Source organism: Desulfosediminicola sp. (assembly GCF_048381775.1).
Taxonomy (GTDB): domain Bacteria; phylum Desulfobacterota; class Desulfobulbia; order Desulfobulbales; family Desulfocapsaceae; genus Desulfopila; species Desulfopila ganghwensis.
Genome location: NZ_JBLXGE010000001.1, coordinates 552,498 through 575,847, shown reverse-complemented (window position 1 = coordinate 575,847; position 23,350 = coordinate 552,498). Strand labels below are relative to the sequence as shown.

18 protein-coding genes are annotated in these 23,350 nt (G+C 48.8%); 4 read left to right on the top strand and 14 right to left on the bottom strand.

Annotation, left to right across the window (positions count from 1 at the left end; genetic code table 11):
• Positions 1–70: 70 nt before the first annotated feature.
• From ACN5NT_RS02490 to ACN5NT_RS02460, 7 genes are all read right to left on the bottom strand, one after another.
• Positions 71–391 carry a hypothetical protein gene (locus ACN5NT_RS02490; protein ID WP_136799413.1) on the bottom strand — a complete coding sequence of 107 codons (321 nt, stop codon included), beginning with the start codon at positions 389–391 and terminating at the stop codon, positions 71–73.
• 29 nt (positions 392–420) lie between these two features.
• Positions 421–759, bottom strand: coding sequence for an STAS domain-containing protein (locus ACN5NT_RS02485; RefSeq protein ID WP_136799414.1), 339 nt, complete (start codon positions 757–759; stop codon positions 421–423).
• 97 nt (positions 760–856) lie between these two features.
• Complete coding sequence (locus tag ACN5NT_RS02480; protein WP_136799415.1) at positions 857–1,258, bottom strand: ATP-binding protein; 402 nt, start codon at positions 1,256–1,258, stop codon at positions 857–859.
• Between the two features lie 3 nt (positions 1,259–1,261).
• Positions 1,262–1,777 (bottom strand): Crp/Fnr family transcriptional regulator, encoded by a 516-nt coding sequence (locus ACN5NT_RS02475; RefSeq protein ID WP_136799416.1) that lies wholly within the window; start codon positions 1,775–1,777, stop codon positions 1,262–1,264.
• Positions 1,752–4,277: an ABC transporter ATP-binding protein/permease gene (locus ACN5NT_RS02470; protein ID WP_136799417.1), complete on the bottom strand. Its 2,526-nt coding sequence runs from the start codon at positions 4,275–4,277 to the stop codon at positions 1,752–1,754. The genes ACN5NT_RS02475 and ACN5NT_RS02470 overlap by 26 nt, the downstream gene beginning before the upstream one ends.
• A 126-nt stretch (positions 4,278–4,403) precedes the next feature.
• The gene (locus ACN5NT_RS02465; protein WP_419174368.1) at positions 4,404–6,182 is read right to left on the bottom strand and encodes a SpoIIE family protein phosphatase; all 1,779 of its coding nucleotides are present in this window, start codon (positions 6,180–6,182) and stop codon (positions 4,404–4,406) included.
• Between the two features lie 126 nt (positions 6,183–6,308).
• Positions 6,309–6,917, bottom strand: a complete 609-nt coding sequence (locus tag ACN5NT_RS02460) for a PAS domain-containing protein (RefSeq protein ID WP_136799419.1) — start codon at positions 6,915–6,917, stop codon at positions 6,309–6,311.
• Between the two features lie 652 nt (positions 6,918–7,569).
• Between ACN5NT_RS02460 and ACN5NT_RS02455 the strand changes: the two genes are divergently transcribed.
• Positions 7,570–7,755, top strand: a complete 186-nt coding sequence (locus ACN5NT_RS02455; protein WP_419174367.1) for a hypothetical protein — start codon at positions 7,570–7,572, stop codon at positions 7,753–7,755.
• 72 nt (positions 7,756–7,827) lie between these two features.
• Here the strand turns inward: ACN5NT_RS02455 and gnd are convergent, their stop codons facing one another.
• Together gnd and ACN5NT_RS02445 are read right to left on the bottom strand one after the other, a co-directional pair.
• Entirely contained in the window at positions 7,828–9,276 is a 1,449-nt protein-coding gene (gene gnd / locus ACN5NT_RS02450) for a decarboxylating NADP(+)-dependent phosphogluconate dehydrogenase (RefSeq protein ID WP_419174366.1), read from the bottom strand.
• A 60-nt stretch (positions 9,277–9,336) separates the two neighbouring features.
• On the bottom strand, positions 9,337–11,310 hold the full coding sequence (locus ACN5NT_RS02445) for an FAD-containing oxidoreductase (protein ID WP_419174365.1): 1,974 nt from the start codon (positions 11,308–11,310) through the stop codon (positions 9,337–9,339).
• 535 nt (positions 11,311–11,845) lie between these two features.
• Here ACN5NT_RS02445 and ACN5NT_RS02440 point away from each other — a divergent pair.
• Together ACN5NT_RS02440 and ACN5NT_RS02435 are read left to right on the top strand one after the other, a co-directional pair.
• A complete protein-coding gene (locus tag ACN5NT_RS02440) occupies positions 11,846–13,024 on the top strand; it encodes an adenylate/guanylate cyclase domain-containing protein (protein WP_419174364.1) in 1,179 nt (392 codons plus the stop codon).
• Positions 13,025–13,303: 279 nt separating this feature from the next.
• Positions 13,304–14,395, top strand: a complete 1,092-nt coding sequence (locus ACN5NT_RS02435) for a GTP pyrophosphokinase (protein WP_419174363.1) — start codon at positions 13,304–13,306, stop codon at positions 14,393–14,395.
• A gap of 807 nt (positions 14,396–15,202) precedes the next feature.
• Here ACN5NT_RS02435 and ACN5NT_RS02430 read toward each other — a convergent pair.
• The 3 genes from ACN5NT_RS02430 to ACN5NT_RS02420 all read right to left on the bottom strand — a co-directional run bounded on the left by ACN5NT_RS02430 (position 15,203) and on the right by ACN5NT_RS02420 (position 19,313).
• Positions 15,203–17,098, bottom strand: a complete 1,896-nt coding sequence (locus ACN5NT_RS02430; RefSeq protein WP_419174362.1) for a chorismate-binding protein — start codon at positions 17,096–17,098, stop codon at positions 15,203–15,205.
• A 404-nt stretch (positions 17,099–17,502) separates the two neighbouring features.
• Positions 17,503–18,678 (bottom strand): ABC transporter substrate-binding protein, encoded by a 1,176-nt coding sequence (locus ACN5NT_RS02425; RefSeq protein ID WP_419174361.1) that lies wholly within the window; start codon positions 18,676–18,678, stop codon positions 17,503–17,505.
• A 410-nt stretch (positions 18,679–19,088) separates the two neighbouring features.
• The gene (locus ACN5NT_RS02420; protein ID WP_136797458.1) at positions 19,089–19,313 is read right to left on the bottom strand and encodes a hypothetical protein; all 225 of its coding nucleotides are present in this window, start codon (positions 19,311–19,313) and stop codon (positions 19,089–19,091) included.
• 61 nt (positions 19,314–19,374) lie between these two features.
• Here ACN5NT_RS02420 and ACN5NT_RS02415 point away from each other — a divergent pair, with 61 nt between their 5' ends.
• Complete coding sequence (locus ACN5NT_RS02415) at positions 19,375–20,589, top strand: molybdopterin molybdotransferase MoeA (RefSeq protein WP_419174360.1); 1,215 nt, start codon at positions 19,375–19,377, stop codon at positions 20,587–20,589.
• 647 nt (positions 20,590–21,236) lie between these two features.
• Here the strand turns inward: ACN5NT_RS02415 and ACN5NT_RS02410 are convergent.
• Positions 21,237–21,431, bottom strand: a complete 195-nt coding sequence (locus tag ACN5NT_RS02410; RefSeq protein ID WP_419174359.1) for a hypothetical protein — start codon at positions 21,429–21,431, stop codon at positions 21,237–21,239.
• A 343-nt stretch (positions 21,432–21,774) separates the two neighbouring features.
• Positions 21,775–23,169 carry a glycoside hydrolase family 1 protein gene (locus ACN5NT_RS02405; RefSeq protein WP_419174358.1) on the bottom strand — a complete coding sequence of 465 codons (1,395 nt, stop codon included), beginning with the start codon at positions 23,167–23,169 and terminating at the stop codon, positions 21,775–21,777.
• Positions 23,170–23,350 lie beyond the last annotated feature (181 nt).

The following is a 23,350-nucleotide window of genomic DNA, read 5'->3' as shown; positions in this document are numbered from 1 at the left end:
ATTTCTGCCAGGCCAAATCTTTGCAGGAATCGCGACCCGATAAGATTCTTCTTTTGCTGTAGAATCTCTTTCAGGCCTGCACCCTTGTACCAGAGCTGTACCACCCATCGAAAACAGCTGCCACGCCAGCCTGCTCCGCCTTTTTATAAACCGACTTCAGCATGCCTTCCATGTTTTCCACATGATGTCTGCGCACCATCATGGTCCGTTTGACCTCTATGATTTCCCAGTGGTTCCTTGCCACATGCCGTCCAGCCCTCGCCTTGGCAAGTTCAATATCCTCGGCAAAAACCATCACTGTCGCTATCGCACCGCTCAGGTCTGAATATCCATCGTTTTCACCCGTCGGTCGAACCTGATATTGAAAATAAAATGGATACGTGGTGATCATGCGTACCTCCATGGCAACAAATGCGTTTATCAATCTCCTTGGGCAAGAATAAAATCACCAATGGAATTATGGATCTTGATAAAACTGTCAAATCCCGAAATTTCAAAAACCTCGCGGATATGATCCTGCATATTACATGCTGCAAACTGCCAGTCAATCCCCCGATACACCTTCGCCACATTCAGCACCACCCGGAGTCCGGCGCTCGATATATAATCCAGATCGTTAAAATCCAGCAGCAAATTGTTTTTCGGTGTGCGCACATACTCTTCCATCTCTCTTTCAAAATCGGGTGATGTGAGCGAATCCAGCCGACCGACCGGTTTTACAATGATTGTGTTTGCTTCCTTTGCAATGGTAAATTCCATATTTAAAGCCTCATGAAAATATTCACACCGGGCAACCGCCCGCTGTCTGTGACGATTTGCAGATGGCTCCAGTTCTACGATAGTTCCCTGTCTTCTGCTAATCTATAGTTTTACGAACCACAGTTACATTCTTTTTGTCCCGGCGCTGGTACTCAATACTGTCAGTATAACAATGTACCAGATGCACCCCCAGCCCTCCCGGTACACGCTGCGCCAAAGCTTCACAGGTGTCAGGCAATGGCTGCTTGGTTATATCGAAAGGCGCGCCGTCATCGACCATGGTAATGATCAGCTGATCCCAGTCCTTAACAAGGGATATTTCTATGTTTTTACCTTTCCCATGCCTTACAACATTAGCGCACAACTCCTCTATGACCAGCAGAATTTCAAACATCTGCTTGTCTGAGCACTGGATTGACTCCTGAAGATTCTCTATCGCATTACTGAGCGTATCCAGTTGATCCAGGGTGGCGTCTGTCAGTTGAAAAGTAACGTTCATTCTTTATAATAGGGTCACGCCCACTTTTTGTAGACAACAAAGATCCAGGTTTTCCAGGTTCCTCTGCTCCCAGAGCCTCAACTGCTTTAACATCGTTTTCCTCAACAGAGGCGCAAGCTGCGGGTGTTTTTCACGAATAGTCAAAAATTGATCCCGGTTGAGAATGAGCAGTGTCGAAGGTTCCTCCACTTTCAGGGTGAACAGGGACGGCATGCTGCCCACCAGAGAAAAGGCCCCGATGAATTCTTTTTCGCCATAACTTCTCAGGAGTCTCTCTTTTTTGTCCACCTCCAGATAGACCCCCAAAGCCCCTGAAATTATATAAAATGCCATTCCCGGATCATCGCCTCTCTCTATCAAAACGTCACCGGCCCGATATCTCCCCTGCTCAAAGAGATATGCGATCAGCTTCACCACCTCTGGGGGAAAACCTTCAAAAAACTCGATTTCTCTGACTATTTCCAGATTACGCTGCAGTTCTGAAACATGCTTTTTACCGTCTTCCAGAGACGAGCTCATGGAGCACCCCCTTCTTTTTCATCAATTCCTTATAATTGCCGAACTCGATAATTTTTCCCGCCTTCATCACCGCCACAAAATCAAAATTGGCAATTGAATCGAGTCGGTGAACCACAGAGATAACCGTCGATTTCCCTTTCCAGCGGGTATCCATCAACTGCTGAATACGGGCCTGAGACTTATTATCCAGGGCAGATGTCGCCTCATCCATAATAATCACTCTCGGCTCTTTCAGCAGAACACGGGCAATTGCCAGTTTCTGCCGCTGCCCGCCGGAAAGCTTGTCTCCCATACTACCGACCCCGAAATCCATGCCAATGCTCGCGACCTGCTCAAGAAGATCTTCTTCAATGAGTAACTGGATCATGGCTATATTTATTTTTTCCTGGGCGTGGGGCAGATCTGTCACAACTCTGCCAAAGAAAATATTGTTGAGAATGGGCTCATCAACAATATACTCTTTCTCATCGTAATGACTGAATCTTTTAGGATATTTCTCAGTACTCCAGCTTACCCAGGCTTTTCTCGCATTAAGAATCTCCCTTTCAATCTCGTCGGTAAAGGTTGCGACCTTGTGGCGTCCAGGGCTGTAATTAAGGGCCAGGTGAATCAGGGATTGCTTGTCAGCATCAGCCATACGGTAATTTTCCGCAGGCCGGATTCTATCCAGCAATAACCGGTAGTCCTGCATACGTTCAGGTTCAACAGGGCTAAACCTGAAGAACATCTCCACCGAGCCAAAACCAGAGAGTATATCTTCGGTCTGATGGGCGATCTCAATACCGAGGTCTATCAGCAATTCTTCAAGACCTGCATGCCTGATGAACGCTTTAAAGTCATCATGGCCGATGAGCCGGTCGATATTCCAGCTTCTGTCATGGTACATACCAAACAGGATATTCTCTGCCAGCGTCGCCTGATAGAGAAACACATCGACCTGATAAAACTCCACATAATCTGCCAGTTGCTCGCCGAAATTCTTCCGGAAATTTGCGCGCATGCGCACTATTTTCTCCATCATTGCCGTATCGGAATTGTCGAGCAGTGATTTGAGCCCAAATCTCAATACATCAACAAACAAACCAGCCTGCTGCAGGCAAAGAATCATTCTGTCGAGCGGAGGTGCTTCAAGTTGCGGCAGGTTCTCCGGTGTAGCCGCAATCTCGCTTACAGCCCGTTCTGCATAAAGCAGATTCTCCCTGATGGTTCCTGTAAAGACGAATGGGCTCTGGGAGATGTAGCCTATATTTTTAATTATATCCTGTTTGGTGAAATCAAGCAGGTCATGACCATCCAGGGTGATGGTGCCCGATCGGTACTTGTGCATTCTGGCAATACACTGAACAAGTGTTGACTTGCCACTTCCTGAAAAACCAACCACAGCCAGATGCTGCCCGGGTGCAAGTTTCATGCTCACGCCATCGAGCAACCGGGCGCCTTCCGGCGTTTGATAGACGAGATTTTTAATCTCGATCTCCCCCTGCAGGGTCAATTGCTCGTCCCTGGTGATGGTCGGGTCAAAATCGGGCATGGCCGAGTATTGATGCATAGTGCGCGAATACCTTACCTGCGCATCCTGATACACCTGGTAATAATCAACAAGCTCCTTCCAGGGGTCATAGAGCTTCTCCTGGGCAGACAGAAAAGCCACCATGGCACCCAACTCAAGTTCACCACGCAGGATAAGAATACCACCGAAAATAAAGACGATGAACGGGCCCAGACTGACAAAGAAGTTGTTGGTCGTCTTTATACCCTGCCGCAGTAACGTCCAGCGAATTCGGACCTTTCTGAGCGCCTCCGCCAACAACCCGAATTTTACATTCTCCCTGGTATAGGCACCATGAACCTGGACTTCCTGAATTCCCGTGATCGACTCGGCTATCTGGCTTGAGAATTTTCTGGAAAGATCCACCCGCTCGGCATTGGCAATGTTGGCTTTTTTCTGCATGCGCGGAAGTACAAATACTATGAAAGGATATATTCCCAGTGTCGCCATTGCGAGCTTAGGGTTCAACCATAGCAAATAAACGCCAAGGGCCAGCAGGGTTAAAATATTAGTGACCGGCACCGAAAGCGCCATACCTGCAAATGCTCCTGCCGTGCTCAGTTCAGTTACCAGGGAAGAGACAACCATTCCCGGCTGGGTTTTTCTGAAAAAGGAAAGAGGCAGGGTTACGATATGCCTGTAGAGTTCCCTGCGCATCTCCACCATGGCCTTTTCGCCGATGATGGTCTGTATATAGTTGATAGCCAGCTTCAGCCCGCTTGCCGCCGCGACGGCTGCCAGGTAAATGCAGGAATAGAGAATGAGATTGTCGAATTTTCGGAGAGCGATCGAGTCATTGATGATCCTCTTCTGCATCTCAAGCGGCAAAACCCTGGCCACAACCACGAGGAGAATTATGAATAACAGGAGCAGCTGGAGTTTGAGATTTCCATGCAGCACCCAGTAAAAAATCGATCTGCGGGTCAGCTCTGTCGCCTTCTTTTCAGCCATTCACAGGCTCCTTGACCTCGCTGTCAACTCGCAGGGGTGCTATTGCAGAGCTATCTTTAAAAATTTCCAGAATAATCATCTTCGGCCTTAACACGAAATTTACGGGTGACATGTGTCTTGCCTTTTTCAGGTCACAGCCTGCCCATTGCTATTAATTTTGACCATAACCAGGGTAACGTCATCTCCCAGCGATTTTTCACCGCAAAAATGAATTACCGCGTCTGTGATAATTCTGCACAATTCTTCACTTGTGCAGGCTGAGTTGGCAAGCATAAGCGCTTCGACCCGCGCCCTGCCAAAACACTCTCCCGAGGTGTTTTGGGCCTCCCATATACCATCACTGCCGATCATCAGCAGAAGTTCTCGATCTTTTATCTCAATACTGTTTTCCTGAAATTGCCAATTCTTATCAAAGCCGAGAACCAGGCCGTCCCCCCTCACCTCGACAAATTCTCTGGCAGCCGGGTCATACAGTATGGCAGGCTCGTGACCACAACGAACCCAGCGAAGAATATTTTTGTCCCGCTCAACAACCAGAAAAAACAGAGTCACAAAATTGCCTGTCTTTTCAGTATCCTTGTATAGCAGCTCATTGACATCCCGGACGACCTCCACCAGGGTTCCCGGTTGTTCACTTCGACAACGGACCAGCGCCCGCACAGATGCCATCAGCAACGCTGCGCCGATGCCGTGCCCAACCACATCGCCCACGACAACCCCAACCCGCTGACAATTCTTCGGATCAGGCAGTATATCATAATAATCGCCACCCGTTTCATCGTGGTATTGACTCAGCCCGAAGATATCTATGCCATCTTCTTTGTAGCTTGATTTTGGCAGCAGGTTCTGTTGCACTTCCCTGGCAACGGTCATTGCTTCCTGCAACTCCATCCGCTCCTTGAGCTGCCGGGTCATGACGTTAAAATTTCTCACCAGCTGGCTTACTTCGTCCCGCCCTCTCTCTTCCAACTCCGGCCCAAATTGACCATTTGCCAGGTTATGGGCCGACTCCGAGACGTTTCTGATCAATTTTGCTGGAGCGCTGGTCGCAAGCTTGATAAAAATCAGCACAGTAAGCATACCGATACCCGCCACCCAGAAAAAATAGCGGCGAAAAGTGATAATATCCTTAAGAATCCTCTCTCCCGGTGCGACCACAACCAATGCCCAGGGCGCCTCCTGCAATCGATAAAAAGCACTCACCCGTTCCGGCGGCATTCCGGCACCATAGACAATGCCGTGATGCTTTTTATTGATCTCTTCCATGGTAATTTTTTCCAGCCTTCCACCTTCCCCGAATTTCTCGTTTACCCGGTACTGATCATCAAACTCGAGAATGTTTTTTTGGGTCAGGACGTTACCCTGGTTATCGACGATGAAGGCCAAATTTTCCTGCCAGACCTCAGAATCGACAATGTCCTTGATAAGGCTGTAAAAAAGGATTTTCACCTCCACTCTTCCCACGCGCTGGCCATCATTGTTATAAAACTCACTTACCAGCGATGTCGTGGGACCTTTCAACTCGGCATCATATTCCGGGATCGTAAGCTCAAGAGGCTGCTTGCGCCTGACGCGCATTCCCTCCATTACATGCCCCCTCTCACCGGATCTGCTTTCATTATTATACCAGATGACCTGAGCTGTAATCACTCCCTCCTGCTGTCGAATCTCATCAAGCAGATAGCTTGCCACCCGTCTGTTTTGGTTCTGCTCCAGATTCTCCTGATACATAAACAGCAGTTCTTTTGGCTGCATCAGCAGCATATCAACATGGTGAGCGGCCTGCTGCATACGGGCGACTGCCGTCTGTTCCCACTGCTCCAGCAAAACATCGCGGGCAAGGCGCAAGCAGACCACCCCGACAACCAGCAAAATGATCATCGTGGGCAAGATTATATAATACATATTGCGCTGCTGAAGTGTTCTCGGCAGCAGAAGTTCGCGCAGGTTGAAGGTCATGAGAATTGTTTGACAGTGTTTTTGTGAACAGTCGATTAGGTCAGAGACATCTTTAACGCTCAAAGACCAGCGTTACTCATCATCGAGATCAGGATAGAGCTTTTGAGCGCAATCCGGGCAGATTCCATGACTGAACGTCGCCTTGGTATTTTCAGCTATGAATTTCTCAATACGTACCCAGGCGCCATCACCTTCCTTAATGTTTTTACATGACACGCAGATTGTCAAAATTCCGTTAAGCACCTTCAGTTCGGTAAGAGCTTCACTCAATTCTCTTATGAGCTCTTCCCGCTTTCGTTCGCGATGCCTCTCCCGGGAGATATTGCGGGCGATGTGGACAACAGCAACAATCTGGTCTGTTTCATCATAGATGGGGCAACAGCTTACCAGCAAAGGCACAGGCAAATTGTCGTCTTCAATTACCTCGCTGACTGTACTGTTAAATTCCAGGCTCTTTTTGTACGGGCAGTTTGGCCATGGCTCACTTTTCCCGTGAAACACCTCATAACAGTGCTTGCCCAGCAGATCCTCCTGCGATTTACCAATGAAACTGTAAAACGACTTGTTCGCCCGGACGATCCTGAAGTTCCTGTCATGAACTGATATTATATCCGTAATAGAGTTGAATAACTTCTCCAACTCAAAGTCTGTCGCTTTCCCGACGGGATGATCAGTATCCATAGCCCACCCAGGTTTGAGTATTTGAACAACGAATATCTACCGGTCAAAACTCCACCACAGGGAACAGCCCACAAGCAATTGATTTTTCCATATTATTTCAATCCCTGCAACCTGTTCCGTTAACGCGCCCCGCTTCAATCAGGCGGGTCTACCTGAATTTGCAACGCTTCGTGTTTAATTCTACCTCAAAATACAATGGGGTTGCCAATCACATCTAACCGACGAAACACCAACAAGAGGATCACCTATTAAATGAAATCACCCAACTATCATAATCGTATTCGACTCTTTTCAGTGCACATCTGATAATCAGCAAATTTGCCTGACGTGCCGGGTGGAGTGCTGGCTCCTACCTTCCCGACATAAGATTTGTGAGGAGGAGCAGGAACAAGTGGCCTGGGAGTACAACTAAAAACCAAACAGGACTCCTCAACAATCCGACATAATTGATTATTATAGGAGATAACCACTTTACAATCCACAACGCCCAACGCCTCACGCCCAACGCCTGACGTTCTCTCCTCACCTTTTTAAGCTGAGGATTGGTGATAACCAAGATATTTTATCCTGTATAAGCAGGGACTTTAAGGTAATAGTAAGACAGCCCCGGTAATTTGTTCCATATCTTTAAAACATCGGGGGGAGAAGAGTGATGACACCGGAGCAACGTTACGATCTGGCAATAGAGTGGCGCCGAACCAGCCACAAGGTGCGGCATATGATCAGGCTGGAGTACCGGCGACGATTCGGCAATGACAATTCGGAGGAACACTGGGAAGAGTATTTAACAGAAGCTCTGAACATCAAGCCTTTCTGGAAAACGGCTGGCCTTATCTGACCCGCCGTTCCCATTGTGATGGATAAGCGCAATCAACACCGTCGCTAAGCGTTTCCGTCTTTTCGGCGGACACTATTTCGAATAGCTTGTTGAAGTAGTCGTCCCGCCCCTGCCGGTCCAGTTGGTGTGAAACCACTCACCACGCGGTTTATCAACACGCTCGTAGGTATGCGCGCCAAAATAATCGCGCTGGGCCTGGAGCAGGTTGGCAGGCAGCCTTTGGGTCCGTAATCCGTCAAAATAGTTGATGCCTGCACTGTGACAGGGCATGGGAATGCCTGCCATCAACGCCGTGGCAACCACCCGCCGTAAGCTCATCTGCGAACCGACAAGTTGTTCTCTGAAATACGGCGCCAGCAGCACGTTGGCCAGCTTCGGATTTTCAGTATACGCCTCGGCTATGCGGTCGAGAAATGCCGAACGAATTATACACCCGCCACGCCATATCCGGGCAATATCGGCATAATTCAGCTGCCAGCCATACTCCTCCGACGCTGCCTGCAACAACCCGAATCCCTGGGTATATGAGATAATCTTGGCACAATAGAGTGCTTTACCCAGATCTTCCAGGAGAGCGTGTTTGTCGCCTGCGAATTTCGCCACATCCCCTGAAAGAACTTTTGACGCCTCCGTTCTCAACTCCTTAAAACTCGACAAACAGCGAGCGAATACCGACTCTGAAATCAGCGAGAGCGGGATCCCGTAATCAAGTGAGGCATCAACAGTCCACTTGCCTGTGCCCTTTTGGCCTGCGGCATCGAGAACTCTGTCGACCACGGCAAAGCCTTCCTGATCGCGAAAAGCCATGATCTCCGCGGTAATTTCTATCAGGTAGGAGCTCAGCTCCCCTTTATTCCAACGGGCAAATGTTGAGTGGATCTCATTATTATCCATGTCCATGATTTCTTTCATGAAATGGTAGGCCTCGCAGATCAATTGCATATCGCCATACTCTATGCCGTTATGCACCATTTTCACGAAGTGGCCTGATCCCCCGGGCCCCATCCAGGCGCAGCAGGGAGTACCGTCATCAACTTTAGCAGCCGCTGCCATAAATACAGGTTCAAGATAGGGCCAGGCAGCTGCAGAACCACCGGGCATAATCGAGGGGCCTTTCAGCGCTCCCTCCTCCCCGCCGGAAACACCGCTGCCGATAAAGCGAAACCCTTTCTGCTCGACATACTCCAGCCTGCGTATGGTATCGTGATAATTGGAATTACCCCCGTCGATGATGATATCACCTTCTTCAAGATAAGGAATGAGCTGGTCAATAAACTGGTCCACCGGATCACCAGCCTTCAGCATCATCATGATTCTTCTCGGTGATTCAAGACTCTCAACAAATGATTTCACACTCTCGAAGCCCGTTATATTTTTCCCCCGGGCCCTGCCCGCCATAAACTTTTCCGTCTTCGCATACGTGCGGTTATAAACAGAAACGGAAAAGCCTCGTGATTCGATATTCAGCACCAGGTTTTCGCCCATTACCGCCAGGCCGGCCAGACCAAATGTGTTTTTCATGTTCGTCTTTCCATTGTTATGCTTAACTATCAGCTTAGAATATAAAAATCCGGCAATTGCCTACCGTCTCAAGGCCATCAGATTGTGAAAAATACTCTTTATGGTCGGAGTAAGCCGATCTCGATTGTACGCGTCGCCGCACTGACGAATCGCCTCCGCCATTGTGGGATATGGGTGTATGACAGCGGCAAGGCTCCCTAAAGTTGTCCCCGATTGCATCGCCAGCGTTATCTCGCTGATCATATCTCCAGCCCCACTACCCACAATGGTGGCACCGAGAATATTCCCTTTCCCTCTGGAAACATGAATCTTTACAAACCCCTGTTCCCGGCCATCAACTATGGCCCGGTCCAGATGTCTGAACTCGCGGCTATAGGTAGTATAGGCGATATCTCGTTCTTTGAGGTCCCTTTGGTACAGCCCCACATGGGCGACCTCCGGATCGGTATAGGTGGCCCATGGGACTATCAGCTCAGATACTTTATCCTTGCCGAAAAACAGTGCATTCTTTATCACCTGCCGTGCCATGAAATCGGCCATATGAGTAAACTGATAGCGCCCGGCAACATCCCCCACAGCAAAGATATCCGGATTTGAGGTCTGCAGTTGATCGTTGACCAGCACGCCCTTGCGACTGTCAAAATCCACCCCCGCCTTTTCAAGACCAAGATCAGCAACCGCTGGTTTTCGACCCGCCGCGACCAGAAGCGCATCAAATTCGTGCACCTCTTCTCCACCGTCCTTTGCAAGAACCAACCGGATTGGAGCTTCACTATCTTTGCCCTCAATCCTCTGGTACTGTGCATGAAAGACTATCTTCACACCATCTCTTTCAATAGATTCCCTGACGAGCTCTGCTGCTTCCCTGTCCTCTTTGGGCAATATCCTGCCAGATCTGGAAAAGGCCGTAACCCTGGAGCCAAAACGCTGAAATGCCTGGGCCAGCTCCATTCCGATCGGGCCAACACCTATAACTCCAAGACGTTCCGGCAGCTCTGTAAGATTGAATATTGAGCTGTTGGTCAGATACCGTGACTCTTTTAACCCCGGGATATTCGGCAAAGCCGCAGTTCCTCCGGTCGCAATCACAGCTTTTGCAAAGTTCAGTTCTTTGCCGTTAACCTCCACCCGGTCTTTACCAATAAATCTTGCCCTGCCCTGGAAGACATCGACACCGAGCTGGTTCGCATACCGTGCAGCTGAATCCACCGGCGAGATCTGTGCTCGCAGCCGCCTCATCCGCTCCATGACAAAACCAAAATCGACACGGACCTCCCCTTCGATCCGCACTCCATAGTGATGGGCCTCACGGGTATGGGCCGCCGCCTTTGCACAGGCAAGAAGCGCCTTGGAAGGTACACAGCCCACATTCAGGCAGTCTCCTCCGAGAAGATGTGACTCCACCAACGCCACCCTGCCACCAACGCCCGCTGCGCCCGCTGCTGTAATCAATCCACCGGCTCCGGCACCTATCACCACCAGGTTATATTTCGGCTTCGGTTCAGGATCACGCCAGGCTCTGGGATGGACATTATCAAGAAGTTGTGCATTATATTCATCGAGTGGCGAGATCCCCACTTCTTCGAGGCAAACCTGATCCATACTGGCGAGATTGACATCCGGCTCAGGGAGAGTCGGTTGCAATACCTTCTCACCTCTCCTGCCGGCCCCTCCGCTACTCAAAAAATCGGCCCATTTGACCCAGGATTCCTGACTCGCTTCAGCAGCCACCCCGCCATGATCCTCATCGACAGCAAACCGATAAAAGAGATATTCATTTTTAAACGAATGCGCTCGCTGCACGTGGTGGAACACCCCATGCGCCATGAGAAGATTGCCAAGACGCAAGGCATCCCCTTCATCTATGGCCATGCCGGTTTCGAGAAGGCGGGCAACCGCTTCTTCACCGACAAAACAATTCCGGTAGGTCCTGGCAGGAAAGCCATATTTTCTGTGCTGAATATCAAATATCGACCTGAACTCGGTGGCCAGAGACTCCAGTTCCTCATTTCCCAATGACACATTTTCACTCAAGCCCTTCTCCTTAACCACAACGCACCTCATTATTCGGTAATCACGAATTCCCGGCCTGATTTTCTCACACGCCTCAATCCAGAACCTGCACGTGCCGAATTTGCTACCGGGCCGCTCAATCCTCCCGCCTGTAGTTGTTGCCTGAAATCAAATTTTACAACAAATTACACCAGAAACGTTAGTTCCCGTTTCTCCTAATCAAATCTTTATCCCATTGGCTGCTGGTTATCCTCCTGCCAGGGCTCACCGATCCCCTCTTCTAACATACGTCGTTATATCATAATGTTAAAAGATATGTCTCACATCTTGAAAGGGCTACACCCTGACCTCGCACATCGCCTAAATAGCTAAAATAATTACTTCATATTGTTTTTCCAGTTGAAGTAAGCTTCACCTTCCGTTAACTTGATGCAGGGGAATATTTGAGAAATTCAGTAAGTTGTATGACATAGAGCTATTTTCGGATATGGACAGGTGTCCTGCCCGAATCTCGCTAATATCAATGTTTGCATGAAACTAAACCATATCGGTGCGTATGGACTTACACCTGAAAAACGAATATTCCAGACTGAAAATGTTTCTTTGGGTCTCCCTGCTAATAGGAGCAACCCTCTGCGCCCTGCAGTACATCGATAAGTTTGCCACTTTCGACGCGTTGCTGATCACCAGGGTGAATCCCGGCGATCTCGTTGCTCTGCCTGCTCCTATAATGATATTCATCATTATGTTTCACACCTTCATGCCGGGTTTTATTATTACTGAAGAAGGAGCAAACAAAGGCATCCTCTATACAACTATCATCTGGTTCTTTTATATCCTGCTCGCCTATTCCTACGCATCGGACAGTACCGTTTATGTACCGATCATCGCCCCGCTGATGGGCTGCATCATTTCTATAATTCGTGTGCTTGGCTGGGAAGAAGCATTTCTCATTGAAGAAAAAGAGGGCATACGAAGAACTCTGGACAGCTATGTCGAACCGTCCGTAGCTGACATGCTGATCAAAAATCCCAATATTTGTCAGCAAGGCGGTGAGAGAAAAGAAGTGACCATCATGTTCGCCGACCTTCGCGGCTTCACCAAACTGTGTGAAGTTATCCCCGCAGAGGAAGTGATCACCATGCTGAGAGTTTGCTTCAGTAAGCTGATCACTATCGTCAAGACCCATGGAGGCACTGTCGATAAATTGATCGGTGACTCAATGATGGTTGTCTGGGGCAATCCCGAGCCCGTTGATAATCACCCAGAGAAAGCTCTTAATGCCGCGCTTGAGATGCAGAAAGCCATGCAGGAACTCAAGAAAGCCTATAAGACCAAGCTCAATGTCGATATTAAGCTTGGTATAGGCATAAACACTGACGAAGTGGTTGCCGGTACAATTGGCTCAGAAGATTTTTTTGATTACACAGTCCTCGGCACCGGCGTAAACCTGGCATCACGACTCGAATCAGCCTGCCCCGGCGATCAGATATGTGTTTCTGCATCGACCTACAAATATACCAGACAAAAATTTGTTTTTGCCCACCCCAAGATCCTGAAGTCGAAACATTACAACGCGACAATTAGGGTTTACAAAGTTCTCGCCACGAACGAACAGTGGATGCTCGCCTCCCAGCAACGTCGCCAGAAACAGGCAGAGCTGGAAGCCGAGCTGAGTACCAAAGGGATCATTCCCCAGCATCAGCCGGAAGTCACAGCCCCGGCGGTTGGATAAGACGACCTGGGCTGATACTTCTTTTCTGCAGGTAATGAGTACATTAAGAAACGAACTGTGTGCTCTTTTTCGGCCCCAAAACTGGTATCCTAACACTGACCCGCTTTTAATATCTGTCAACTGCCCCGCAAAACCAAACTTGAGCGACTGGAGTTGCAGGTAGTAATTTCCTCAAAGACGAACTATTTTGCGTTGGGTCTAAAACAATTCATATATTATTCTCTATACAGCTACTCAACAGATTGGCCGCTAAAGAAGATTTTCATATAATAGAACACCATGGCATCACTAGACTTCGAAACGGAAAAAGTTAACTTCAGGCAGTTCTACGACAGCAATCGCCGTCTGCTCGTGGAAGCGATGAACAGCTATATCAACATTATCAATGCCCAGATCAAACGATTCGACAACGTCAATGTTGGTGAAATTCCAAAGGTTGAAGGACGAATCAAGAGCAGGGAAGAATGTATTAAAAAATTCCATCGTAAATACCTGCGGCAGGTAGAAGCGGCCGAGCATCCGTATGAAATACAAGACTTCATCTCAGACCTCATCGGCATTCGCATTGTCTGCCTCTATGAAGATCAGATCGACCAGGTGTATCGGCTGCTGGAGGAGCACTTCAAAGTACTTGATGTGACTGATAAGATTTCCTCAATGGAGAGCACTGAACATTCCTTTGGCTACAAAGGGCTTCATCTTGATCTTGCCCTCAATGACGAAATGGCCGGGCTGCCTAAGTATCACCAATATGCAGGCTTCTCATTTGAAGTACAGATCCGGTCCCTTATCCAGGATGCCTGGAGCGTACTTGACCACAAGATAAAGTACAAAAAATCAATCCCCAGCGACCTTAAGAGAAGGATCAATATTCTTGCCGCACTTTTTGAACTTGCCGATCGTGAATTCAAAGAGATCCGGAATGCCACCACAGCCCTGATCCAACAGGAGACTGTGCAACCGGTTACAGACCTGATCGATGACGCCAGGCAGGCTCTTGACGAAGCCGGAATATCATCCCATGCAAAAAGCTTGAATGCCTTTAATTTCCTGAGGATTGCCGGGCATTTCTTCCGTGATTTCGAATTCGTTGACTATAAGGTGGATGGCTTCGTACACGATATTCTGCGCCTGGATGAAGAGTTTCAGAAATCTGAATTGCATAAATGTCTCATCGAAAACCTGAAAACAGTGAGAGAATACCGGGAAAAATTTCTCCAGGAAAATCCCGACAAGACCTTTAGCCCATATACCTCAATTCGCCACAGTCTCTTTCTTCATGACCGGGAAAAGTTTGATCGGATTCTCTCCAGGCGGGTAAAGGAGAGATTTCTGGAATGGCTTGATGAGACTTCGGGGGAACGTCCTTAACCGGACGCCCGGGCAATCATTTGCGACAAATTACCACACGTAACCCGGGACAGCGCCATAGGCCGGGTTACAGACGCGTATCCTCCCCATAACTGAGCAATGGTATGGTAGCGGCGATTAACTTATCTGAATCACGCTGACCTATCGATGAACGCATCTACCAGCATAACTGCACAAGTTGCCTCTGCGCCGCAAATAGCCCGGCCGCTTCGGCATCATCGATTTCAAAAGACATGTTTCTACTCTATTGAAGAATCGGGCTGCCCTTACAGCTGCAAGTATAATATTCAGCCAGGGAACGAACCAGTACATTCATCCACCTTCACCCGGAGCCCTTTCTGATTGAGTGAAGTTGATCCCAAATCCGGAAAGCTTTGTACTCGCCACTCTTTTATCCCTGAAACCTTTACCTCTTTGCCTGCCTATGATGGTTCGGATTTTCACTTCAAGATCCGGTTCTACATCTACGTCATGCAGTAGTTTTCCGCCCTTTCCACAATATTCATTTACTTCAGGGTCGTCGTATCCGCATTGGCAACGATGCACCACATTCCCGCTCACCTCCACGAACAGAGACAAAGACCAAACGCTCGTCGGGAATTGACAGATTACAGCCGGTTTGTGGTAAGATTATTGGCTTAGAAGCAATTTGACGCTACCCAATCAAGAAGTCAGGCATCAAGAATGATCAGCCAGCGAATATTTTGAATTACTTGGCCGAACATCAGTACCGATGACTCTATCGTCACCGGTGCTGATGTCGTAAGGGGAGTTTATCGAAGCAGCTAAACAACAGCTTTTGCTGATTTACTTTTTCGAAAGCAGGTGGTTCACGCTGGTGTGGAGAATTGAGAAGCCGTTTTTGCTTAGCAGAGATTCAGGATGGAATTGGTAACCTATAAAGTTTTCTGCCTTGATACCGACAATTTCTCCAAGTTCAGGCAAGGTGGCTATCTCCTGCCCTTGCAGTTGCTCGGGTAACTGCAAGGGCACTTTAGGAGCAAAAGTATTGTAAAAACCAACCAGCTCCTCACGGCCAAACAGATTAATTCTGACCTGGGAGCCCTGAAGGGGATTTTCCTTGCGCGCCACCTCAAGCCCGAGACTGCGGCTGAGAATCTGATGGCCAAGGCAGATAAATAGCGATTTTTTCCCGGAGCTGATTAATTGGCCGGCGATCTCCAGATTCCTGGCGATTTTTGGGGAACCCGCATCGTTGGGGTTACCCGGACCAGGCCCGAGTAAGGTTATATCGCTCTCATCTTTGGTAAAATCATATTCATCATAGCGCACTACATGGGTCGTAATCCCCATGCAGCTGAACATATGACGTAGCATATAGACAAAATCATCCTCGTTGTGGATGATAGTTATCTTCACCCGCTCACCATTACTGCCGGCGATGTCACCGGTCTCCTGTTTGAAGAACCAGAAATTTGAAAGATTCTGGTTACGCTGGACCATGGTTTCCACGATCTCGTCATCATTGTAAAGGCGCATCAACAGCGGCTGGGTTTGCTCTTTTTTGCCGGGATTGACAATTGAGGAGAGAATAGCTGCACCCTTGGCCTTGGTTTCCAGTACCTCAGATTCGGCCACGGAATCTTTGACCAGGGTCGCCCCGGCACTTAAGTGCATACTACCATCAATGCTTATCTCCGCTGTACGTATGGTGATTGGAGAATCGAGAAAGTCCTCACCATCCTGGTCCCGGCCAACCAGCATCATTGCGCTACCGTAGTACCTTCTGGATGAATCAGAGTATTTGGCGATGATTTTACAGGCACTCTCCACCGGGCTGCCAACTACAGTGGCGGCAAACATCGAATCGGTAAACAGCTCAAAGATATCTTTGTCACTCTCCCCCGCCAGCAGATATTCAGAGTGGATCAGCTGTGACATTTCTTTGAGCAGAGGGCCGACAATGGCACCACCACGATCGCACATCTTGGCCATCATCTTCAGCTCTTCATCCACCACCATGAACAACTCGTTGATCTCTTTCTGATCGGTCAGAAAAGTGAGCAGATCCTTTTTGAACTCTTTTCTGTTCGCCCAATCGCCACCCTTTCTGAAGGTGCCACTGATCGGGTTCATTTTCACCCTTCCCCCTTCCACCAGCAGATGTCGCTCAGGGGTGGAGCCGATGAAGAATCGCTCACCGTTATAGAAGATATATTTCCAGTAGGTTCCGTAATCGTTTTCGAGCAGTGATTTGAAAATTGTCAGACCGCAAGCCACCGAAAAGTCATTAATTTGCCCTTTGGCATTTCTTGGCACAACAAAATTGGCCCCCTCGCCGTTACCAATCTCATCCTCGACAATTTTTCTGATTATCCTGCCGTACTCTTCCTCACTGGTTTCGTACTTTATCTCCCCGTCGAGATGAATCTCCTCCACGGGCAGCTGGCCAATGAACTCCTCGGCATCAACCTCATACTGCTCGTGAATCTTGATGGTCAGGATCTCCTCACCACCATCACGGACCACATAGCCACGCTCCCGGATCTGGCAAAACGGCACCACACTGATGGTGTCGTACACCCTGCCGTTCCCTGTTGCACCATGTTGTCGGGGAATATCCTTGATGTTACGGTAGCTGGCGGTCTCACCGGTGACGATAAGAATCTCTTCACTGTCCTGCTTCTGGATTATACAGAACGGGGTCGAACCGGAGGTAAGGCGTTCGAGAATGGTTTTCATTTTGCTCTCCTGATAGATGATTTTCATGCGCCCGAAAAGCGACCTGATTCCGTCTTTTCTTCAGGATCTGCCCGACCTCGTTTTCTCCCTTAAAAGCATGGTAAGGGAGAAAAAAAAAGGCCCTTGCAAACCTGAAGTCGGTTCACAAGGGCCCTTATATCAATGCATACTAAAGAGACTATGCCACTACCAACTTCCGTCGACGTATCCGCGCCAGTTACGCCAATTGCGCCAGATACACCAGTTATTGGAAGAAGAAATAGTATGCATAATCAAAGTCTGTTACCTGTTTTATTTGCTGGTTTAAAAATCAGTCACCTAAGAATTATAGAAAGCCGGCAACTTGTCAACACTTAGTTTTATCGAGTCCAGCTGAAAGATCTGGCCCCTGTTGTTTTTGTGCATTACGGATTCACAGTGGTGTAGGACTCAAACTCACCGGTATCGGTGATGCGGATAATGACGGCACCTTTCAGCGGGTCACCACTTGGGTTCATATTGATCACACCCGAGACCCCTTGGAAATCCTTTATCGCCGCCATCTGCTCCTTGATCTTGGCGCGATCGATAAAAAGATTACCGCTGAAACCATCTATTCTTGAGATCGCCTCCATTAACAGTTTGGCGGAATCGTAGCCCAGGCCGCCGAATGCGGTAGGCGTTGAGCCATTCACCTCATTAAATTTCTTGACGAAGTCCCCGGCCATTCCTTTGGCACCAAGTGCTGCAAAGTGAGAGCTGAAGTATTGCCCTTTACAGGATTCTCCACATATCTCAAGAAGATCAGATGCTTCCCAGGCATCACCGCCCAGCACAGGCTTACTCCAACCACCTGCCTCGAGCTGTTTAAAGATATTGGGCAACTCACTGGAGTATTGCGGAACAAAGAGCACATCCGCATCAGATTCAACTATCCGGGCTATCTGCTGGGAGAGGTCGCTCGCATCGCTTTCCCAACTTTCAAAAACAACCGAACCTTCACCTTTTTCCTTCTCAAAAGAAAGCTTGAAAAACTCTGCTAACCCTCTGGGGTATGCGTTATCAAAGTCAAAAAGTACCGCGGCTTTCTCAGCCTTCAGGTCCCTGGTCGCAAACCGTGCCATCACTTCACCCTGAAAATCGTCAAGGAAGCAGGCGCGAAAAACAAACGGTCTCTTCTGGGTGGTTCTCGGATTTGTGGAAGTAGGAGAAATCATGGAAATTTTGAACGATTCGCTGATACCGCCGACAGGGATAGCTATGGAACTGATAATGGGACCGACGATACCCAATACATTCTCACCGCTTATCTGGGAAAGCGCTTCACGTACCGCCACCTCCACATTCGACTGGTTGTCCCCCTCCACAAATTCAACCAGATAACGCTTGTCACCTATGAGCAGTCCCCCCTGCGCATTAACTTCATCTTTCGCAATTTTCGCACCTTCAAGGCTGTTGCTTCCAAGATTCTTCATCCCCCCGCTGAGCGGCAGGTTGATACCTATCTTGATGGTCTCAGCTGCCTGAGCTCCGGTCACCAATAGTGACAGAACAAGGGCGCTGAAAATACTCTTGATCTTTCCAAACTTTCTGAGGGACATGATTTCTCTCCGTTTTTCCTTCATCACAACTGGAAATCTTCACCTGACGAGAACCAGTGACAGCTCGCGTACCTGGTATATAAAATCCTTAAATGCCAAGATTCCTTTTATACGATAACGTATGGTTTTTGCAATATAATTCGAGGTACAGGAAGCACCGGCAAGGGTCTGACCAACACACTTGAATTACGATTATTACAATCTTTACAAATTGTTACAACACCGCCCCAGGCCCCTCAACCCACTTAGATTCTTCAGTAGTTTTTTTCCTGAATAATCAATGTATTGGACAGGATAGTTTCGCGCCTGGCTCAATCAGCCCCGGCCTTTGAACGGGTTGTTCGAAAAGCTTCGCGCAGCAGGGTCACATTGAGCAACGATACGCGAGGGCTCGAGTCTACCCAGGGTCACTACCGACGATTCCAGCCATACTGAATATCCATTTGCCGCAGTCCCTTGACCAGCAGCTCATAGCAATTGATATCGTTGTAGCTTTCGCCGATAAACGAACGAACGGCCTCGGTCATATCCTTTACTGGAAGAAGAACTTCGCTCTCTTTTCGAGTGGCCGGCAGATAATGGCTGTTTCGTACCACTGCCAATCTGGGTATGATGCACAAAAATCTGTTAGCCATTTCAGGCTATCGATATACAACCTCGATAAAAAAGTAGCCGAAGTCAGTGGAGCAGCCTACTATGGATTTCCAGTCGTGTCAGCAGCTAATAGCCTGTAAAATTAACACTCTCGGCAGTGAACGTGTCTCTCTTGAGGCCGCTCTGGCACGGGTTACCGCCTCTTTGCACAAGGCCATTGTTCCACAACCGGAGTTCAGGCAATCACTTCGGGATGGCTACGTTATTGGTGATTATGGACAACACGTTGGCGAGACTGTTTTTTTCCCGGTTTCAGGTATGATCCCCGCAGGAAGAATTGCACCGCCCTCGCTGGAACCTGAGAAAGCCTCACGAATCATGACCGGCGGCATGGTGCCCAAAGGTGGAACACGGGTACTGCCTCAGGAAGACTGTGTCGAGACTTCAAGAGGGATCGAAGTCCCTCTTGCCGCGCTCAAACGCCGCAACACCTTCATTCAGGAGCAGGGTTCGGAGATTGCAGCCGGGGCTGAAGTCGTCCAGGCGGGGACCGTACTCTTGCCTGATCATATCAGTACATTGGCAGCTGTGGGTTGTGAGGATATTGAAGTATACAACCGGCCCAGGGTCGGCTATCTCTGCACCGGCAGTGAACTGGTCGACACCCCTCAGGAGCTGCATCCCGGGCTTAAGGTCTCTTCAAATCGTTACCTGCTTGATGGCCTTATCCGTCAGTTTGGCGCTGTTCCTGCCTATCTTGGCACAGTGCATGATTCAGCGGATAAACTTGCGGCCATCATCGACAAACTCTCCTACGATCGCTATGATCTGGTGATCAGCACCGGCGGCATGGGTCCCGGAAAGTATGACCTTATAGAACAGGCGTTTATAAATACCGGTGGCGATGTACTCTATAACGGGCTGGACCTCCGCCCCGGCAAAGCCACCCTCTGCGGCACCCTGGCACGCACTCTCTTCTTCGGCCTGCCTGGACCACCGACCGCCGTTCGGGCCCTGATGAATTGTATCGTCGGTCCGGCGCTCTTGCAAATGCAGGGTATTGTAAAGCATTATCCCATTACGATCCAGGCCCACCTCACCCATGACTTTGCTGTTAAACGGCCCGGAGTAATGCAATTGAAAGGTGGCATACTCTCTTTCAATAACGGCAGATGCGAAGTGAAAGAAGCCAGTAAACTTATGCCACCGTGTTGCTACCTGATCATTCCTGCCGACCGCGCATCTTTTGAAAAAGGTGAACCAATTGCCGTTCAACTTACCTCAGCGCCCTTTTCCTCAACTGTCGGCGAGCCGTAAAGTTATATCAAAATGCCTATCTGGTGGTGGGCGTGGTTGGTGCTACAATAGGCGAAACGAGATCGGGCAGATGCCGTACGCCTGTCAGGTTTTAGGGATTTGAAATTGATTCTATTTGAAAAAATGAGAAAGAGATCTGGAATGAACAGCAATAAGATGTGAGGCAGCCTTTAAAAGACGGAAGACCAGGCGAACCTCACCTGGTCTTCCGCTTTCCCGCATAGCATTTTGCAGGATTACCGTCCCCTACACTGCCCTGCTAAACTCCACGTACAGTTGATTGCGGGAAAAAAGTACAATCTTGTTAATCTACACCTTTTTCCACAAGAACCGCAAATTCGACTCACCCATGCCCGATTCCGAGTACCATAATACCCGCCCTGAAAAATATTACGATGTTATTTTTTGTCAGGACAGGTCGATTTTCACCGAAAAAGATATAGTTACAACCCATTTTAAACCGTATACATCACCGTTTCAGGAGAAAATGGCACCCGTGGTACATAAGCACTTGAAGACAGCGCGGACAGTGGCACCGGGGGAGATTGTGAGCTTCTTCACATTTCCTGCATCAATGAGTTAAAGGGCTCTGTCTGAAAAATCGCAGGTGGACGTTGATCGCGTACTTTAAAGGTGATGTTCTCCATTCAACTCCTGCCATGGAGATCAGTTGTGGTGATCATTGTGGTGTGTACCCCTTCTTTCAGACCTGCAGGAGCCGCGGCGCTGCCATTGATCATCACTATTTCTGTCTTCGAAAACAGTTCCCTGTGGCTGATTGGCCCCGGCCTAAACGCCATCACTCTGCGCTTTACCACAATAGCAATTCCAGAATTTCCCATGCAATTTTGCTGATTACCCTTGCATAAATCTTCAACCATAAGGTTAGAGGCCCATTGTTGTTAGGGCAGCCTTTCACTAGGAATCATTCGTATCGATACTGCTCTTGCCGAAGTTGTGGAAGAAAACTCACTTGAAGAGCTCAATCGCAGGATCCTGGAAATACTCGCCAATAGTGACAATGGCTGAGACAAACAACATTGCTGAAAAGGCTCCCCAAAAACTGGTGATGCTGCCCCCTTCTCTCCCGTGCAGGTCATCCCAGCACAAGCGAAAATGGGCAAGGTCTCTTTTACACATCCCCCTACGTAGCCCGCTCTCGTCCGGCCCGGCACAGAGTTCTTATCAACTCAGGTTTCGTAAAGCCCCACCCCGACTACCAATCACCTCTTTGTACCAATAGTAGCTTTTCTTTTTAATTCGACGCATGGTGCCGCTGCCGTCATCATTGCGATCGACATAAATGAACCCATAACGCTTGCTCATCTCAGCAGTTGAGTTACTTACCAGGTCTATCGGCCCCCAGCTTGTGTAACCAATAATTTCAACACCGTCGGCAAGAGCCTCCGCAACCTGCAGAAGGTGATCGTTTAGATAAGCAATGCGATAATCATCTATGATTTGGCCGTTATCATCGATAACATCACTGGCACCCAACCCATTTTCAACCACAAACAAGGGTTTCTGATAGCGATCATACAATACATTCAACAAGTACCGTATTCCTTTGGGGTCGATCTGCCACCCCCACTCACTCTTTGCCAGATGCGGATTTGGCACCCCGGCAACGATATTGCCGACTTCTTTCCTGCTGCTATCAGCACTGGCACAGAGGCTTGCGTAATAACTGAAAGAAATGAAATCCACGCTCGCATCTGCCAATTCAGCCAGATCACCCTCCTCCATTTCCAGGTCGATGTTGTTTTCCCTGAAATACCTGCACATATACCCAGGATAACGGCCACGTACCTGCACGTCCCCGAAGAAAAGCCATTTATTGTTTTCGAGCATGGTGGCAATAACATCATCAGGATGACAACTCAGCGGGTAGGCAATGGCACCGAGCAGCATGTTGCCTATTTTTGCCCCGGGGATGATAGCGTGGCAAAGCCGCACCACCCTGGCACTTGCCAGCAATTGATGGTGAATTGCCTGATAAATCTGTTGTTCAGTTGCCTCTTCAGCCAAACCAACCCCGGTGAAAGGTGCGTGCAGCGACATGTTGATTTCGTTAAATGTGAGCCAAAGCTTTACCTGCCGGGAATAGCGCTGAAAAACCACTTCTGCATAGCGTTCAAAAAAGCCTATCAACCTGCGATTAGCCCAGCCACCATATTTCTCCACCAGGCCATATGGCATCTCGTAATGCGACAGTGTAACAAACGGCTGTATACCGTATTTCTCCAGCTCGGCAAAGACCCGATCGTAGAACGCGAGCCCCGCCTCGCAGGGCTCGCTCTCATCTCCCTGTGGGAATATCCTGCTCCAGGCTATGGACATTCTCAGACAGGTAAATCCCATTCCGGCCAACAGAGCAATATCTTCAGGAAAGCGATGATAGAAATCAATGGCCACATCTTTAATGTTCGGCCCTTTCTGATCAGGCTTCTCATGTGGCTGCAATATCCCACGGGGCAGGAGGTCCGATGTGGATAGCCCCTTGCCGCCGGCATTGACCGCACCTTCCACCTGATTGGCAGCGATAGCCCCTCCCCAGAGGAAATCTTCTGGAAACTTCATAGCCCCACCTCCCATGGCAAACTAATCCGGCCCCAGGATCAACATTGTCCCTGAACGTAATGAGCCGGCATCAATATCATGTGTATTGAAATCACCATCGTCTACACCGATACAACCTGCTGTTCAGGTTTGAGGTTCAGAGTCAAGGGTAATCAATTGATCTGAATACAAAACCATTCCC